This is a genomic window from uncultured Clostridium sp. (genome assembly GCF_900547735.1).
In the GTDB taxonomy this organism is placed as follows: domain Bacteria; phylum Bacillota; class Clostridia; order Lachnospirales; family Lachnospiraceae; genus Otoolea.
In genome coordinates this window covers 1-16,805 of record NZ_URHZ01000051.1, presented here as the reverse complement: position 1 = coordinate 16,805, position 16,805 = coordinate 1, and the positions used below count along the sequence as shown (strand labels likewise).

Below are 16,805 nucleotides of genomic sequence, written 5' to 3'. Positions count from 1 at the left end.
CAAGTAAAGGATGTGAAAGATACAAATGAAAAAATTAAGGGGATTGCTTAGAATTATTTTTGGCCGGACGACCTTTCTCGTCCTGTTCCTTCTGATTCAGTTCGGCGTACTTCTGGCCGGGTTTAACTGGCTTAAGGAGTATATGATTTATCTATACGGCGGTTCTTCCCTGCTGAGCGCCATTGTGCTCATCTATATTATCAGCAATGATGAGAATTGCAGCATCAAGCTGTCCTGGGTAGTGCCGATTCTGATTTTTCCCGTGTTCGGAACGCTTTTTTATCTGTTCCTGAAACTTCAGCCGGGGGTAAAGCTGATCAACAGGCGGATCCAGTCTCTCGAAAAAGAGGTGGCGCCCTACCTTATCCAGGATCCGGAGGTGATGAGGGAGTTTAATAATATCAGTTCCAGTGAGGGCAACCTGGCCCGCTACATGAATGAGTACGGCAAATTTCCGGTATACCAGAATACCAGCGTGGAATATTTTCCCCTGGGGGACGACATGTATCCGAAAATGCTTGAGGAATTAAGGCGGGCGGAGAAGTTCATTTTTATGGAGTACTTCATTGTAGAGCGCGGAATCATGTGGGACTCGATCCTGGAGGTGCTGGAACAGAAGGTGAAAGAGGGAGTGGAGGTCCGTTTTATGTACGACGGCATGTGCTGCCTTGCGCTTCTCCCGTATTCTTATCCCAAAACACTTCAGGCCAAAGGAATTAAATGCAAGATGTTCTCACCCGTGAAACCGGCCCTTTCCAGCTACCAGAACAACCGGGATCACAGGAAGATATGCGTCATAGACGGCCATACCGGTTTCACCGGCGGTGTGAACCTGGCGGATGAATACATCAACAGGAAAGAGCGGTTCGGCCACTGGAAAGATACGGCCGTGATGTTGAAAGGCGATGCCGTGACCAGCTTTACGATGATGTTTCTCCAGTTGTGGGGTGTGACGGAGCCGGAGAAGGAGGACTACGGCCGTTTTCTCCTGCCGGAGGATTACCGCTTTCCGGAAGGGATGGACCGCTCCGGTTTTGTAATGCCTTATGCAGACAGCCCGCTTGACGGGGAAAATGTCGGGGAACAGGTATATCTCGACATTCTGGGCCATGCGAAGCGTTACGTGCATATTATGACACCCTACCTGATTCTGGACGATGTGACCCTGACCGCATTAAAATACGCGGCAAAACGGGGCGTTGAGACAATTATTATCATGCCGCACATCCCCGATAAACTCTATGCCTACCTGCTGGCCAGATCCTATTATGTGGAGCTTCTGCGGGCCGGGGTGAAGATCTATGAGTACACGCCGGGATTTGTCCATGCTAAGATGTTTATCAGCGATGATGAAAAAGCGGTGGTCGGGACCATCAACCTGGACTACAGGAGCCTTTACCTGCATTTTGAATGCGCGGCTTACCTGTATAAAAACAGCACCGTTTATACGGTGGAGGAGGATTTCCAGGCAACCCTCGGAATGTGCCGGCCGGTAACGCTCGAAGAATGCCGCCGCTATTCGCCTCTCAAACGCTTTGCGGGCAAGGCGCTCAGACTGTTTGCGCCTTTGATGTGACGCAATTTCTTTTCGTTTCCTTTTGTCTTTGGGAAGCCGTCAGGCAGGGTCTTCGGGCCGCTGAATGACGGCTTCCTTTTCACGTCAGCTGCCATTTCTTACATTTTTCGTAAAACATCATTAATATATCGAAAAACGATAAAAATATATTGATTTTCAATTTTTACCATGCTATACTTCCTGTAACAGCGAGGTCCGTTTACCAAGCTGAATTTACCCCCGGAGGTGTACTTTATTTATGAACTGGAATAATGAAAAGTCGATAGGCCTGACTAAGTTTTTTATTATTTTATTTGCGGCTGCGTATGTGCTGGTTGTGGCGTTCTGCCCGGTGATGACGAGGGAATTTGTCAACCACAGCTTTTCGGCGCGCGGAAAGGACGCCCTGCTGTTCACGGCGACAATCTATGTGAGCGCCGTACCTCTTGGAATTATTTTATGGAATCTTTACAGGATGATCGGGCGGATTGGAGAGGAACAGATCTTCAGCGAGGAGAATGTGAGATGCTTAAGGCTGATTAGCTGGATGTGTTTTGCCGTTGCCGCCGTCTGCCTGGTTTCCACGGCTTACTATGTGTTCTTTCTGATTATAGCGGCCTGTGCGGCCTTTATGGGCCTGTTAATCCGGGTGATCAAGAACGCCTTTGAACGGGCCAGGGAAATTAAGGAAGAGAATGACTATACAGTATAGAGGGAAGGGGCTTAAATGGGAATCATAGTTAATCTGGATGTGATGATGGCAAAGCGCAAGATGTCCGCCGGTGAACTGGCGGAGCGTGTGGGCATCACTCCGGCCAATCTGTCGATACTGAAAAACAACAAGGCGAAGGCCATACGGTTTTCCACGTTGGAAGCCATCTGCCGGGAACTTTCCTGCCAGCCGGGAGATATTTTGGAGTTTGAGGAGGAGTGATTATGGATCATGAAGAATTAATGCCGAAAGAAAAGTTGGCGGCTGAAGAAGAATTGGTGTCTGAAGAGGGATTAATGCCTGAAGAGAGTTTAATGCCTGAAGAGGATTTGATGCCTGAAGAGAAATTAGTGCCTGAAGAGAACGTAATGCCTGACAAGGAACGAATGTTTAAAGAGCAGGAGCCGCCTGAATGCGGCACAGGAGCAGATAGGCCGGTATCTGCGGTAGACGCAGGTGAACCGGTGGACGTAGGCGCTCCGGTGGACATAAGTGTTCCGGCGGATAAAACCGTGACACGGCGCAGGGAATATGGATGGAATGATTACATCCTTGCTCTTACCGCGGCGTTTGCTTCCTGGGCCTATGTGAGGGGGGCGGGAATATTCCCCGACGCCTGGCTTCCGCTGTTTACGGCGCTGTTTGCATTTGCCGGGATTTTTTATCTGACATCCTCCGGCAGGAAGATGGATGGGGAGGGGAAACTCTACTTTGTTTTCATGGCGGCAGCGGCAGTATGGTTTCTTGTCAAATATCTTCCGGGGCAGCAGGACTGGGAGCGGCAGGATATTATGCCCTATGTTGCACTGTTTCTGCACGGAGCGGGAGTTTACTGGCTGCTCACGATAGGAGGGGCAAGACTGAGAGGGAGTCTGGATGAAAGCTGTATCAGGGATTTGCTGAGAGGTTTTTTTGTTATTCCGTTTTCCCACTTTGATGAGGCCTTTCTGGTGGCGGTTCACGGAGTGAGAAAATTAAGGAGCGGCGATCAGGAGACGAAGAAGAGGCAGAAGGATAAAGCGGGGCAGATTTTATTTGGAATCGTCATGAGTATTCCCGTCCTCATCATTGTCCTGCCGATGCTGGCGGCGGCCGACGAGAGTTTTTCGGCTTTTACAGGGGGAATTTCGGAATTCTGCCTGAGCCTGACGCAGAAGTTTTTTGAGGCACTGTTATTTGGCGACTTTTTGTTAAATTTGCTGGTATTTTTAGGTACCTTTTATTTCTTTGGCCTTTTTTACGGCGCTTTTCATGCAAAAGTGACAAAAACAAAGAAATTAACGGGTGGGGCCGGTGCGGCGGTAAGGATTCCTTTCACGGTTATGATGTCCTTTTCGGCGGCTGTCTGCGGAGTCTATGTCCTGTTTTTCCTGGTCAAATTCTCCGATATCCTTACGAAGGCATTTTCTCACCAACAGAGTTTTGTATACAGTGAATACGCCAGACAGGGATTCTTTGAGCTGTGCTTTATCGCGGTTATCAATTTTATGCTTTTTTACTTTATCAAGGTGTTTTCCGACGGTGAAAACAGGATGGTTAAAAGGATACTTTCCCTGCTGAGTGTGGAGACTCTGGGATTTATTATACTTGCATTTTCCAAAATGTGCCTTTATATTAGTGTATATGGTTTTACCTTTAAGAGGGTATTTACCAGTTGGTTTATGGCGGTACTGTTTGTCTCGTTCTCCCGGCTTTTCTACTGTACCTGGAAGCGGGGGAATGCCATAAAACCGGCGGTTATCTTTGCCTCGGTCACCTTCCTCCTGCTGGCATACAGCAATATGGAGGTTTGGATGCACCAGGCAAACCTGATGATGGGCTTTTTGTAACCGGCTTTTGCAGAGCGAAGGCAGCGGGCCTGTCCGGGAAGAAAGGAGAGGCGGATTTAAATTGACTGAAGGAGCACTTGTACTGGAAGGCGGCTCCCTGCGCAGCGTATTTACGGCGGGTGTCCTGGATACACTGCTGGAACATGGGATACAGCTTTCCTACGTAAACGGAGTTTCCGCCGGAACGATGGCGGGGATGAATTACATCAGCGGGCAAAAGGGGCGTATGCTCCGCATTAATAAAGAATATCTGCACGATAAGCGCTACATGGGACTGGGAAGTCTTGTGAAAAGCAGGCTGATATTCAACTTCGATTTCGTATTCGGGGAACTGAGCAATGAGCTGGTTCCCTTTGACTACGATTCTTTCTACAGTTCGCCGCAGAAGTTTGAGGTGGTGGCCACGAGGTGCAAAACGGGAAAACCGGAATTTTTCGATAAGTCGTCGTGTCCTGAGATGATGCAGGCGGTCAGGGCCTCCAGCAGCATCCCGATGCTTTCACGGATGGTAAAGGTGGATCATAAGAATTACCTGGATGGCGGAGTGTCTCTCCCCATCGCCTATGAGAGGGCCTTTGAGCTGGGGTATGAAAAGGTGGTCCTTGTTTTAACCCGCCACAGCGGTTACCGGAAAAAACCGGTCGGCAGACTTACTAAAAGGGCGTATGAGCGCTATTTTGCACCCCTGCCCAATCTGTTAAACGCACTCTACGAGGTGCCGGAACGGTATAACACGATGCAGGAGGCGATTGAAAACCTGGAGAAGGAGGGGCGCATCTTCGTCATCCGGCCCGAATTCCCGGTCCGGGTTTCAAGATTTGAGCAGGATGTAAGAAAGCTGGAAGAACTTTATGAGGAGGGTAACAGAATTGCGGAGAGCCGCCTGACGGCTTTGACGGATTATCTCGGGATTACTCCCGGGGAAGACAATAAGATACAGTAAAAAGAAGGCGGCGTCTGCAGGCGGAAACAGGCGGGCGCGCCTTCTTTTTTTATGTTCCGAGACGGGTGAAAACGCATTGTCGCACTCGCCGGGATCCTTTGCCGCTACAGGGAAAAAGGGTGTGCCGTCATACAAATACGCGGTATTTTCACAATTAGAACACAGAATGCACACAATTTATTGATATAGTGGCAACAAAGTAATTCGATGGAAAATATGAGCAATATTGAGAGGAGTTTTTTATGAACAGACAACGCTTGGCAGCCTCTTTGGCAGCCGTTATGGCAATCACGGCGGCGGCTCCGATGACGGCCGAGGCTTCTTCCAGCTACAGCATGAGAAAGAAAGTGATTACGGCAGCGGGAATTATGACGGCGCAGTCCGACGACAGCAGTCTGGTGACGAGAGCACAGTTTGCGAAAATGCTTGTAAATGCCTCCACCTACCGCAGCAGCATCAGCGCTGAAAACAATGTTTCCATATTTGCGGATGTAGACCGGAATAATGAGTACGCCTCCTACATAAGAACTGCCGTCGAGCAGGGATGGATGACGGGCTACCTCGGCGGCAAGTTCAAACCGGATGAGAATATAACCATGCAGGAGGCGGTAAAAGCAGTTTTAACCCTTCTGGGATATACGAATGAGGATTTTGGAAATAACCAGGCGGCGAACAGGCTGGCGAAAGCGGCCTATCTGGAACTGGATGATGAGATCGGCAAATCCGGCACAGAGGTTCTGAGCCGTTTCGACTGCGTCAATCTTTTTTACAACCTGATGAAGACCAATACAAAGGAAAATGAGGGAAAGAAAGCCACCAGCTCCACCGTTTACGCCTCGGTTCTCGATTTCACGCTGACATCCGACGGGGAGATCAATCCGCTGGAGGCGTTGGAAAGCAAGCTGAAGGGACCGATTGCGGTAAAAGACAGGAGCATGAGCAGCATTCTTCCATTTTCCGTATCCAAGGCCTCGTTTTATCTGGACGGTGAGTCGGCAACGGCGGATGAAGTGGAGGACGAGGCAATCGTTATCTACTACAACACGACCTCAAGGGCGGTTTACGGCTATTCGGAGAGCGGAAACGGCGGCCGCGGCGCCACGGAAGGCACACTCGACGCAATTTACTACAAATCTTCGGATGTCATGATACCCACCTCCATCGTCGTCAGCGGCACGGAGTATGAACTGACCACCTCCGACATGCAGTTTGCCTTTTCGGTTTACGGCGATCTGAAGATTGGTGATGATATCATCGTTATCTGGGAAGACAAGTCGGCATCTGCGGATGACGACAACGACAGTCCGGAATATCAGTTGATAGATTATATTGAGTAGTCGGGGAGAAGAACGAAATGAATGAAAAAGTGATCAGCCTGTTCAGCCGGATGCGGGAAAAAGGCATAAAGAAAACGCAAAAGGGCGGTAAAAAGAAAAAAATCATCCTTGTTGTGATTATAATCATCCTGTGTGCGGCCGCCGTTTTTTTTATAAACAGACAGAAGAAAAGCAGCGAGGCCGCCGCGCAGGGACAGAAGGTGAATACGGCATCCGTGGTAAGGCAGGATATTACATCCACGCTTTCTTCCTCGGGCACTATATCCCCCAAGGATACATACAGCATTACCTCCATGGCGGAGGGCGAGGTGATAGAGGCCGACTTTGAAGAGGGTGATCAGGTGGAAGTGGGACAAAGCCTTTACCGGATCGACGCGTCCTCGATGGAATCAAAGCTCAGTTCCGCCAATAATTCCGTGAGCAGGGCCGAGAGCAATTACAGTACCGCGGTCAGTGATTACAATGAAGCGGTCGGCAAATACAGCGGCAATACCTACAAGTCCACCAAATCGGGCTATATCAAGCAGCTTCATATAGAGGCCGGGGACAAGGTGAGCTCCAATACCCAGATTGCCGATATTTACAATGACCAGATTATGAAAATCAAAGTGCCATTTTTAAATATGGAGGCGGCGGCTATTCTTCCCGGCAGCGCCGCGACACTCACCCTCAGCGATACGCTGGAGCAGCTCACGGGTGTTGTGACAAGTGTCAGCACGATGGATGAGACGATGACGGGAGGGCGGCTGGTGCGTTACGTCACCATCCAGGTGGCGAATCCGGGAGGGCTCACCGCAGATATGGCTGCCACCGCAGCCGTGGGAGAGTTTGTCTCAAGCGGGGACGGGACGTTTACGGCGACCGTGGATACCGTGATGGCGGCCGATCTCTCCACCAATGTAGAGGTGGAAGAGCTCCTGGTCAATGAGGGAGATTTTGTAAATGCAGGCAGTCCGATTTTCAGGATGAAGGCGAGCACTGCGGAAAAACTGATTAAGACATACAAGGATTCCATGGATTCCGCCCAGTCGAGTCTGGAACAGGCCCAGTCGAGTCTCGATTCGACCCAGGATACATACGACGATTATACGATTACGGCTCCGATATCGGGAACCGTAATTAAGAAGAGCTACAAGGTGGGAGATAAGGTCCAGAACGGTTCCAGCGCCTCGGCCCTGGCCGTTATCTACGACATGTCCTCCGTCACCTTCCAGATGAATATCGATGAGCTGGATATCAGCAGCGTAAAAGTCGGCCAGACGGTTCAGATATCGGCGGATGCGTTTGAAAATCAGGAGTTTACCGGCAAGGTAACCGGCATCAGCCTGGAGGGAACCAGTTCCAACGGCGTGACCTATTATCCGGTTACCGTGACTCTGGACGAAGTGGGAGGCCTGCTTCCGGGTATGAATGTGGACGGAACGATTATCGTGGATTCCGCTGAAAACGCCCTGGCGGTGCCTGCGGACGCGCTTCAGAGGGGCAATAAGGTTTATGTAAAGGATGATTCCGTCACGGAGGCACAGGGACGCGTACCGGCCGGTTTCCGGGAAGTGCAAGTGGAGACGGGACTTATCAGTTCCGATTATGTAGAAATCACCTCCGGTGATTTGGAGGAGGGCGATGTGGTATATGTGGCCGAATCGAGCGCAGGCTCCGAAGGCGCTGCGATGATGATGCCGATGCAGATGGATATGCCGGGAGGCGGCCAGGGAGGCGGAAACCAGGGAAGCGGAAACCGCGGCAGCCAGGGAGGCGGCAGCCACAACGGCGGCCGGCCGTAAGAGGGAGTGAGGAAAGATGGATGAAAACAGGCCGTTAATTGAGTTGAAAGATATACATAAGACATACCAGATGGGTTCCGAGGAAGTGAGGGCCAACGACGGGATTAACCTGAGCATCGAGCGGGGCGAGTTTGTAGCGATTGTCGGTAAATCGGGCAGCGGGAAATCCACGCTGATGAATATCATAGGCGCCCTGGATGTGCCCACCGACGGGGAATATTACCTGGGCGGGGAGGATGTCAGCCATATGAGCGACAACCAGTTGGCCGAGATACGCAATAAGATGATTGGATTTATCTTTCAGCAGTATAACCTGCTGCCCAGAGATAATCTCCTGGAAAATGTGGAACTTCCCCTTCTCTATGCAGGGCTTTCCAAATCGGAACGCAGGGAAAAGGCGATGAAATCACTTGAAAAGGTTGGGCTGGCGGATAAATGGGCCAGCAAACCAAAACAGCTTTCCGGCGGACAACAGCAGAGGGTTTCCATTGCCAGGGCGCTGGCCGGAAGCCCGTCCCTGATCCTCGCCGACGAGCCTACGGGAGCCCTGGATTCCAGAACCAGCCGCGATGTGCTGGATTTTATGAAGGAACTCAACCGGGAGGGCAATACCATTGTCATGATTACCCATGACAGCTCCATTGCAATGGAGGCCCGGAGAGTCGTCCGGATACATGACGGTAAAATTAATTTCGACGGGGATGTGGAAGAGTATGCGGCAGTCATTTAGTTTAGCCCTGAAAAGCATATGGAGCAATAAAATGCGTTCGTTCCTGACGATGCTTGGAATCATCATCGGCGTTGCGGCCGTTATTATCCTGGTTGGCCTTGTCAATGGACAGATGTCGTATATGACGGAAAGCTTTTCCAGCATGGGCACCAACCAGATTTCGGTCAATCTGGTGAATCTGAGCACCCGCTCGGTGTCCGTCGACCAGATGTATGAATTCTATGAGGAAAACGAGTCCTATTTTGACCAGATGTCACCGAATGTCAGCGTCAGCGGAACGGTAAAATCGGGAAATGAATCCCTGACCAGCACGTCGATCACCGGCGTCAGCGAAGAATATCTGGATTTAAAAAGCCAGGAGCTTCAGCAGGGCCGATTTATCCAGTACTCCGATATTTTATCCAGGCAAAAGGTCTGCGTCATCGGATATTATCTCGCCACGGAGCTCTATGGAGGGGCCGACAAGGCCATCGGACAGACGCTTAAGGTCAACGGCGAGGCGTACGAGATCGTGGGCAGCGTGGAACGCCAGACCAGCGAGAGCGACGCGGTGGACGAGGGAGGAAGCGATGATTTCATCTATATTCCCTATACAGCCGCGATGAAATTGTCCAGGAACGGGACGATCAACAATTATATTTTTACCACAAAGGATGTTGGAGATACCGAGACGGTGAAAGCGCTTTTCGATGCATTTCTCTACCCGATTTTCAAGAATGAGGATCTGTACACGGTCACAGCCATGAGTGAGCTTTTAGATTCCCTGAACTCCATGATCGCAATGATGTCCATGGTGCTAGGCGGAATTGCGGGGATTTCCCTGCTGGTGGCCGGTGTGGGCGTAATGAATATCATGCTGGTATCCGTGACGGAGAGAACGAGGGAAATCGGAATCCGGAAATCCCTGGGAGCGAAAAGAAGAACGATTATGCAGCAGTTTGTGATAGAGGCCGCCGTGACGAGTTCCATCGGCGGAATTATAGGAATCATCCTGGGCTGCGTGCTGACGGGAGCCATCGGGAAACTGATGGGGATGACGGCGGTACCGACGGCCGGGTCGATTCTCATTTCTTTCAGCGTGTCGGTGGGAATCGGACTGCTGTTTGGCTATATGCCCGCGGCCCGCGCGGCCCGGCTGAATCCGATTGAGGCGTTGAGGAGTGAATAGAGGAAATAGATAACAGCGGCCGCTATGTGATAGATGCGGCCGCTTTGTATTACCGCTGTGTGCCATTTACTTTTGGCCGCGTCTTCCGGCGGTTACGCGTGGGAGAGTTCCGGGAACATATCGGTTTCCGATATTTCTTCTGCTTCTACAGAGCCGTCATTCATTGCGGAGTGAAGGAGGAAGAGAGTAGTGTCATCTTCCTTGTGCTCCATCCGTACGAACGGTTCTTTATCTTTCGGGGTGAAGCCGAGGGTGACGGTATCGGTTTTCTGGTTACGGAGGGACTTGAGTATTTCTTCAAGCGGAGTATCTGTTTTTCCGAAGATATCGTAACAGTACACCCGGCCCGGTTCCGAGGAGGCGAAGATGATAACGCCGTCATTTTCAGAGAAGAAGATATTATCCCGGAAGACTCCGCCTGCGTAAAAATCAAAGACTGCCTGATTTTCGATCATTGTGAAATCTGAGAACGGATTTCCTTCCCTGTATTTTGCTAAAATTACTTCTGCATCCTCCGGGTTTGCCAAAAACAGCTTCTTTCCGCAAAAGGCGGCTTGTCCCGGCTTTTCATAAAGATATTCAAATTCGGTATGGATTTTGAAGCCGAATTTAGGGTAAAAATCCAATACTGAGTCATTGGCAAACAGATAGAGGGCGTCACACTGATCCCGCCACTCCGTAATAACCGCCTCCAGAAGAAAGCGGCTCAGCCCAAGTCCGCGGTACTCCTTTTTCGTCATCACGGTACCTAACTGGATAAAGAATCTCCTTTTTCCGTGAACCAGAAATGGAATCCGGTTTACCGAAACATTTGCGCACACGGTATTTCCCGATGCCAGCACATGCGGCTCATATTCCCCGCCGACTTTGTCAAACCGGATGCCAAAGGTTTCCTCGGCCAACCGGTTAAAATCAGCAAAAAGTTCCGGTTCATCATTCAGCTTGTTACAGAAACGGTATTCTTTACCGGATATCACGATATGTCTGTTATTATCAATCATTTCTATTTCCCCCTTTATTTTTATCGGATGGAAACGAACCATATAGCTGCATTCTACCACAGAAAGCAGTTGTTTTTAACAGCAACGCACAGAAACGGCAAAAAACGCCGCTTTGCGCCGCCTGTCCCGGCGGCCGCCGCACCAATACCTTCCTTCCGAAAAAATCAGCGACAAACAGCCGCAGCCACGATGGCGGTCGGGCCAAAACCTGCCCTGTCTTCAGTCCCGCCGATCCGTTTCCGGAGGAATGCTTTCGGCCCGGATTCCCCACCTGCGGCCACCTATAATCGGGACTGAAGACCCACCGCTCCCTCCCTTTCCCCGACCGCCATCTCATCCCCTCCCGCGTCCTGATTTTTCCCCCTCTTGCCAACCCCTTCCCTTCGTGCTAAAATCACCCTATAAACAAAAGTTGGAGGAGTTACGCTATGAAATTTATTGATATGCACTGTGACACAATCTCATCCATTTATCTTGACAAAATGAGCGGGGACGAGAAAAAATTAAGAGAAAACAACTGCCACGTTGATCTGGACAGGCTTAAGAAGGGCGACTGCCTTGCGCAGAATTTCGCCCTTTTTACTATCCTGAAAGAGGAGCCGGATCCATACGGTTTCGCAAGGGGAGCCTGCAGCCTGTTCAAGCAGGAGATGGCGGCGAATGAAGATTTAATCAGGCAGGCATCCACGGTGGAAGAGATTCTTCAGAACGACCGTGAGGGGAGGATGTCCGGTGTCCTGACGATTGAAGAAGGCGGAATCTGTAACGGCAGCACGGACGTGCTTCGCGATTTCTACCGTGAGGGCGTCAGGATGATGACGCTGACCTGGAATTTTGAAAATGACCTGGCGTATCCGAACAGAGTCGATATGAAGACGGGTATGGCGGTGCCGGAGACGGAACACGGGCTTAAGAAAAAAGGAATAGAATTTGTGGAACTGATGGAAGAACTGGGAATGGCGGTTGACGTATCCCATCTCGGTGACGCGGGCTTCTGGGATGTGGCCAAAATGACGAAAAAGCCGTTTGCCGCCAGCCACTCCAATGCCAGAGCCGTGGCAGGCCATACGAGAAACCTGACCGATGAGATGATCCGGACCATGGCGGAACGGGGCGGCGTGCTCGGCATCAATTACTGTCCGGTCTTTTTAAACGACAATGAGGATGGGGGAACGAGCCGCGTAAGCGACATGGTACGCCATATTAAATACATCAGAAATGTAGGCGGAATTGAGTGCATCGGCCTGGGCTCCGATTTTGACGGAATCGGCGGAACGCTGGAAATCGATTCACCGGCGGCGCTTCATCTGCTGGAGGAAGCGCTTTACCGCGAAGGCTTTACACAGGAAGAGGTGGAGAAGATTTTTTACCGGAATGTACTCCGATTTTACCGTGATGTATGGGGAAAATAAATATTTTACTTTGATTTTACATTCACATGGTTTTGACTTTACATAGATTTGATATAGTGATGACATACTAATTAAGATAAAAGATGATATGATGGGAGAAAATAGTATGTCAATCACAGATTTAGGAATGATTTTTCAGTTTGTCGGGGGTCTTGGCATGTTCCTCTACGGTATGGGGGCCATGGCCGACGGACTTCAGAAATTTGCCGGAAACAGGCTGCAGAAACTGCTTGGAATTCTTACAACGAACCGGCTTCTCGGCGTCCTGGTGGGCGCCGGGGTAACCGCGATCATTCAGAGCAGTTCCGCAACCACCGTTATGGTAGTCGGTTTCGTCAATGCCGGAATAATCAACCTGATCCAGGCGACCGGAATCATTATGGGAGCTAATATCGGTACGACGGTAACGAGCTGGATTGTTTCGATGAGCGAATGGGGAGAGGTGTTAAAACCGGAATTTTTCGCTCCGGTTCTTTTTGGAGTGGGCGCATTTATCACACTCTTTGCCAAAAGCCATAAGAAAAAAGAGGGAGCGGAAATCCTGATCGGTTTTGCACTTCTTTTTATCGGACTTTCCTTCATGTCCGGCTCCATCAAACCGTACAAGGATGCTCCGATTTTTGCGGAGGCATTCAGGGTACTTGGCAGAAATCCGATTCTCGGCATTCTGACCGGTCTTGCCGTTACCGCCATTATCCAGAGCAGCTCGGCGTCCGTGGGAATTCTGCAGACCCTTGCCATCAACGGCATGGTCAACTGGCAGTCGGCCATTTTCATCACGCTCGGCCAGAATATCGGAACGTGTGTAACTGCGCTTTTATCCTGTATCGGCACCAGCCGTACGGCAAAAAGGGCGGCTGTGATTCATCTGCTGTTCAACGTATTCGGAACCATTATTTTCGGTTTCCTCCTGTTCTTTATATTTATTGCCAACCCGGTATTTGCGGCGGCCCCGGCGGACAGTGTCGGCATCTCCGTATTCCATACGATTTTCAATGTTTCCAATACGATTATCCTCTTCCCGTTCGCCGGACTGCTTGTTAAGGCATCCGACATTCTGGTGCGGGATAAGGGCACGGAAAAGGCAGCCTCCACGGTGGAGACGGATATGCTCCGCCATCTGGACGAAAGAATCCTGGAATCCCCGTCTTTTGCCATTGAAAATGCCGGCCACGAGATTATCAACATGGCCAGGATTGCATTAGCCAATGTAAAAATAGCGACGGCGGCCCTGCTGGAAAAGAACGAGGCGTTCTGTAAGGAAGTCTTTGAAAATGAGGAGACAATTGACCGGATGGAGAAAATCCTGACGGAATATCTGCTGAAGATTAACAATCTCTCCCTGAACGACGATCAGCACCTGCTGGTCAAAAATATGTATTACACGATCGGAAACCTGGAACGGATCGGGGATCATTCGGAAAACCTGGCCGAGCTGGCCAGAAAGAGAATGGACACCAACTGCGTCTTTACGGAGACGGGGCTGAACGAGTTAAGGGAAATCTCGGATGCGGCCATAAAGGCCGTGGAGTTCTCCATCGAAGCGAAGGAGGAGAAGGAGATGGTGAAGATCCGCCAGACCGCCAGGTGGGAGGAGACGGTGGATAACCTGGAGGAGGAGCTGCGCGAAAACCATATGGATCGTCTGTCAAACAGCGAATGTACGGTGGAGAGCGGCGTCATTTTCCTTGATGCCATTGCCAACTATGAAAGAATTGCCGATCACGCGATGAACGTAGCAGGATATGTAAAGGAAGAGATACAATGATGCATTTAATCTATGTAGTGGAAGATGATGAAAATATCAGGAACTTGATTTGTGTGGCATTAAAGAACTTCGGATACCGTCCGGAGGGATTTGAGACGGCGGAGGAAGCTCTGGACCGTCTGGGCGGTATCATAAAGCGCGGGAAAGAAGCATACCGGGAACTGCCGTCCATGTTTGTTTTCGACTGGATGCTGCCGGGAATGGACGGAATGGCGGCAATTAAAAAGGTGAGGGAGATGGAGCCGCTTAGGGGCACACAGATTCTGATGCTGACCGCAAAGGACCGGGAGACGGACATTGTAACAGGGCTTGATAACGGGGCCGATGATTACATGACAAAACCGTTCGGAATCCTGGAACTGTCCGCCCGTGTCAGGAATCTGCTCAAACGTACCGGTTCTCTCCGGGAAGAGAGCGCCTGCATGGCGGCCGGTGATGTGAAGATCGATAAGGAGACAAGGGAAGTTGTCGCCTGCGGAGAGAAGGCCGAACTTACATTAAAGGAATTTGAACTGCTCAGCTACCTGATGGAATATATGAACCGCGTAGTGACCCGGGATGAACTTCTCGACAATATCTGGGGCTATGATTACGACGGTGAAACGAGAACGCTCGATATGCATATTAAAACACTGAGACAGAAATTAAAGGCCGCCGGCCAGCAGATTAAGACCGTGAGGGGCGTGGGATACCGTTTTCTGAAAGAGAAAGAATAGGCCGGGACAGGTTACTGCATACAGGGACGTATTCCGCGAAACGTGTTACCGTGTTTGGGGTAACGGCAGCCGGAACAGGAAGGAAAAGGGATTATGCGTAAAGCCATATTTATAAAATTCATCCAGTTATTATTTGTGGCTCTTGCTTTAAACACATTCATTTTTTATGTGGTAACCAGCAGCGTGCTCCTGAAAAAGACGCGCTCCAATATGATGTTCGCCCTGGAGACGGTGGATAATCTCTTTGACTATTCCGAAGATCTGACACAGCAGACGGAAAAGCTCAAAACGGTGGCCGATGCCAACCGGAGCCGTTTCACCGTTGTAAAGCGGGACGGCAGCGTTGAGGTGGACACCGAAATCAGCAATGCCGCGGCTATGGAAAACCACATGGAACGCGAGGAAGTAAAGGAGGCGCTCCGGTACGGAAGCGGTCATTCCATCAGAAAATCGGAAACACTCGGAGCCCAGATGCTCTATGTGGCCAGGATGTCGGCGGACGGCGAATACATACTGCGCCTGGCCTCTCCCTATTCCGGAATGCAGGAATACCTGCTGATGCTCCTGCCTGCCGTTCTGCTCAGCTTTGCCATTGCCTTTATCGTCTCGTCCATGGAGGCGGAACGGTTTTCCCAGTCTATCACCAAGCCGCTGAAGGATATCTCAAAAGAGATGCTCAAGGTGGACGGCGACTATGCGGACTTCCATTTTGAAAGATGCCCGTATCAGGAGATCAATGTGATTGCGGACACGACGACAAAAATGTCACGGAATGTAAAGGAATACCTGGAACGTCTGGAGCAGGAAAAACAGATACGCCAGGAATTTTTCAGCAATGCCTCCCATGAACTAAAGACGCCGATTACATCGATCCGGGGCTATGTGGAACTTCTGGAGAGCGGTATGTCCCTGAACGAGGAGACTACCCAGGATTTCATGAAACGCATTAAGAAAGAGGCCATGAGAATGGCCAGCCTCGTGGATGACATCCTGATGATATCGAGGCTGGAGTCGCGGGGAGCCAAAACAGACATTATAAAGATACAGGCGGCGGAGCTTCTGGAAGAAACAATCGCCTCGCTGACCACCCAGGCGGCGGAGCGGAATGTTTTCATCCACAAGCGCCTCAATTCCTTCACCATCAGGGCGGATCTGAGACAGATGACGGAACTTTGCATGAACCTGATAGGCAACGCGGTGAAATACAACAATCCGGGCGGCGAAGTCTGGGTCGAAGTGCGCCGTGAAAATACGGATATGGTACTGATCGTAAAAGACAGCGGCGTAGGAATCCCCAGCGAAAGCCTGAACCGGATATTCGAACGTTTCTACCGTGTAGATAAAGGACGCAGCAGAAAACAGGGCGGCACCGGCCTGGGACTTGCCATTGTCAAACACGTCGTAAATTTCTACCACGGCACGGTCCGGGTGGAATCGGAAATCGGAAAAGGAAGTACATTTACCGTACGCCTTCCTATTGCGGAAGACACACGGTAAGAAGAAAAATGCCTCTGAAAAATGGCAGACAGGACTGAAAACCGCGAAAGGCTCAGTCGCTGTCCGTCATCATCAGGGGCTGTTTGTTTCTTTCGGCAAATGCCGGGGAGTGTCCAATACTATATCCCACATCAGTCTTAGACGAAGCTCACTAAGCCTCAAAAAGAGGACATTCCCGGCATCAGGGAAATGTAGTGGCCGCGACGATCCCCCTCCCATTTGAAGAAGTAGAACAAATCAGCCGCCGCAGGCCGGGCCGGAATGGTATGCGGCAACCTCGGCGTCTTCAGTCCCGGGTCATAACCTGCCTGTGGGGAAGGAGGGAGAAAAAGATTCCGGAGGGAACCTGGGAG

Annotated in this window: 14 protein-coding genes; 13 read left to right on the top strand and 1 reads right to left on the bottom strand. The window is 50.6% G+C overall.

All coding sequences use genetic code 11. The annotated features are described in order from the left end of the window. Nucleotides 1-25 precede the first annotated feature (25 nt). The 9 genes from cls (at nucleotide 26) to QZT18_RS15490 (ending at nucleotide 10,058) form a co-directional block, all read left to right on the top strand. Nucleotides 26-1,576, top strand: coding sequence for a cardiolipin synthase (gene cls / locus QZT18_RS15530; RefSeq protein WP_294149060.1), 1,551 nt, complete (start codon nucleotides 26-28; stop codon nucleotides 1,574-1,576). A 238-nt stretch (nucleotides 1,577-1,814) separates the two neighbouring features. After that, nucleotides 1,815-2,267: a DUF2975 domain-containing protein gene (locus QZT18_RS15525; RefSeq protein WP_294149058.1), complete on the top strand. Its 453-nt coding sequence runs from the start codon at nucleotides 1,815-1,817 to the stop codon at nucleotides 2,265-2,267. 15 nt (nucleotides 2,268-2,282) lie between these two features. After that, nucleotides 2,283-2,489, top strand: a complete 207-nt coding sequence (locus QZT18_RS15520; RefSeq protein WP_125140478.1) for a helix-turn-helix transcriptional regulator — start codon at nucleotides 2,283-2,285, stop codon at nucleotides 2,487-2,489. 2 nt (nucleotides 2,490-2,491) lie between these two features. Next, complete coding sequence (locus QZT18_RS15515) at nucleotides 2,492-4,096, top strand: DUF4153 domain-containing protein (RefSeq protein ID WP_294149056.1); 1,605 nt, start codon at nucleotides 2,492-2,494, stop codon at nucleotides 4,094-4,096. Between the two features lie 61 nt (nucleotides 4,097-4,157). Continuing rightward, entirely contained in the window at nucleotides 4,158-5,039 is an 882-nt protein-coding gene (locus QZT18_RS15510; RefSeq protein WP_294149053.1) for a patatin family protein, read from the top strand. 242 nt (nucleotides 5,040-5,281) lie between these two features. Continuing rightward, on the top strand, nucleotides 5,282-6,376 hold the full coding sequence (locus tag QZT18_RS15505; RefSeq protein WP_294149051.1) for an S-layer homology domain-containing protein: 1,095 nt from the start codon (nucleotides 5,282-5,284) through the stop codon (nucleotides 6,374-6,376). Nucleotides 6,377-6,393: 17 nt separating this feature from the next. Next, nucleotides 6,394-8,160 carry an efflux RND transporter periplasmic adaptor subunit gene (locus QZT18_RS15500; RefSeq protein WP_294149049.1) on the top strand — a complete coding sequence of 589 codons (1,767 nt, stop codon included), beginning with the start codon at nucleotides 6,394-6,396 and terminating at the stop codon, nucleotides 8,158-8,160. Nucleotides 8,161-8,176: 16 nt separating this feature from the next. Then, a complete protein-coding gene (locus tag QZT18_RS15495; protein ID WP_294149047.1) occupies nucleotides 8,177-8,890 on the top strand; it encodes an ABC transporter ATP-binding protein in 714 nt (237 codons plus the stop codon). A 31-nt stretch (nucleotides 8,891-8,921) separates the two neighbouring features. Further along, complete coding sequence (locus tag QZT18_RS15490) at nucleotides 8,922-10,058, top strand: ABC transporter permease (RefSeq protein ID WP_366925900.1); 1,137 nt, start codon at nucleotides 8,922-8,924, stop codon at nucleotides 10,056-10,058. Between the two features lie 92 nt (nucleotides 10,059-10,150). Here QZT18_RS15490 and QZT18_RS15485 read toward each other — a convergent pair whose 3' ends face one another. Continuing rightward, complete coding sequence (locus QZT18_RS15485) at nucleotides 10,151-11,059, bottom strand: GNAT family N-acetyltransferase (RefSeq protein WP_294149043.1); 909 nt, start codon at nucleotides 11,057-11,059, stop codon at nucleotides 10,151-10,153. Between the two features lie 428 nt (nucleotides 11,060-11,487). Here QZT18_RS15485 and QZT18_RS15480 point away from each other — a divergent pair, with 428 nt between their 5' ends. From QZT18_RS15480 to QZT18_RS15465, 4 genes are all read left to right on the top strand, one after another. Continuing rightward, a complete protein-coding gene (locus QZT18_RS15480; RefSeq protein ID WP_294149041.1) occupies nucleotides 11,488-12,471 on the top strand; it encodes a dipeptidase in 984 nt (327 codons plus the stop codon). Between the two features lie 106 nt (nucleotides 12,472-12,577). Continuing rightward, on the top strand, nucleotides 12,578-14,239 hold the full coding sequence (locus tag QZT18_RS15475) for a Na/Pi cotransporter family protein (RefSeq protein WP_294149039.1): 1,662 nt from the start codon (nucleotides 12,578-12,580) through the stop codon (nucleotides 14,237-14,239). Continuing rightward, the gene (locus QZT18_RS15470; RefSeq protein WP_366925899.1) at nucleotides 14,236-14,955 is read left to right on the top strand and encodes a response regulator transcription factor; all 720 of its coding nucleotides are present in this window, start codon (nucleotides 14,236-14,238) and stop codon (nucleotides 14,953-14,955) included. The genes QZT18_RS15475 and QZT18_RS15470 overlap by 4 nt, the downstream gene beginning before the upstream one ends. A gap of 93 nt (nucleotides 14,956-15,048) precedes the next feature. After that, complete coding sequence (locus tag QZT18_RS15465) at nucleotides 15,049-16,452, top strand: cell wall metabolism sensor histidine kinase WalK (RefSeq protein ID WP_294149038.1); 1,404 nt, start codon at nucleotides 15,049-15,051, stop codon at nucleotides 16,450-16,452. Nucleotides 16,453-16,805: the final 353 nt, after the last annotated feature.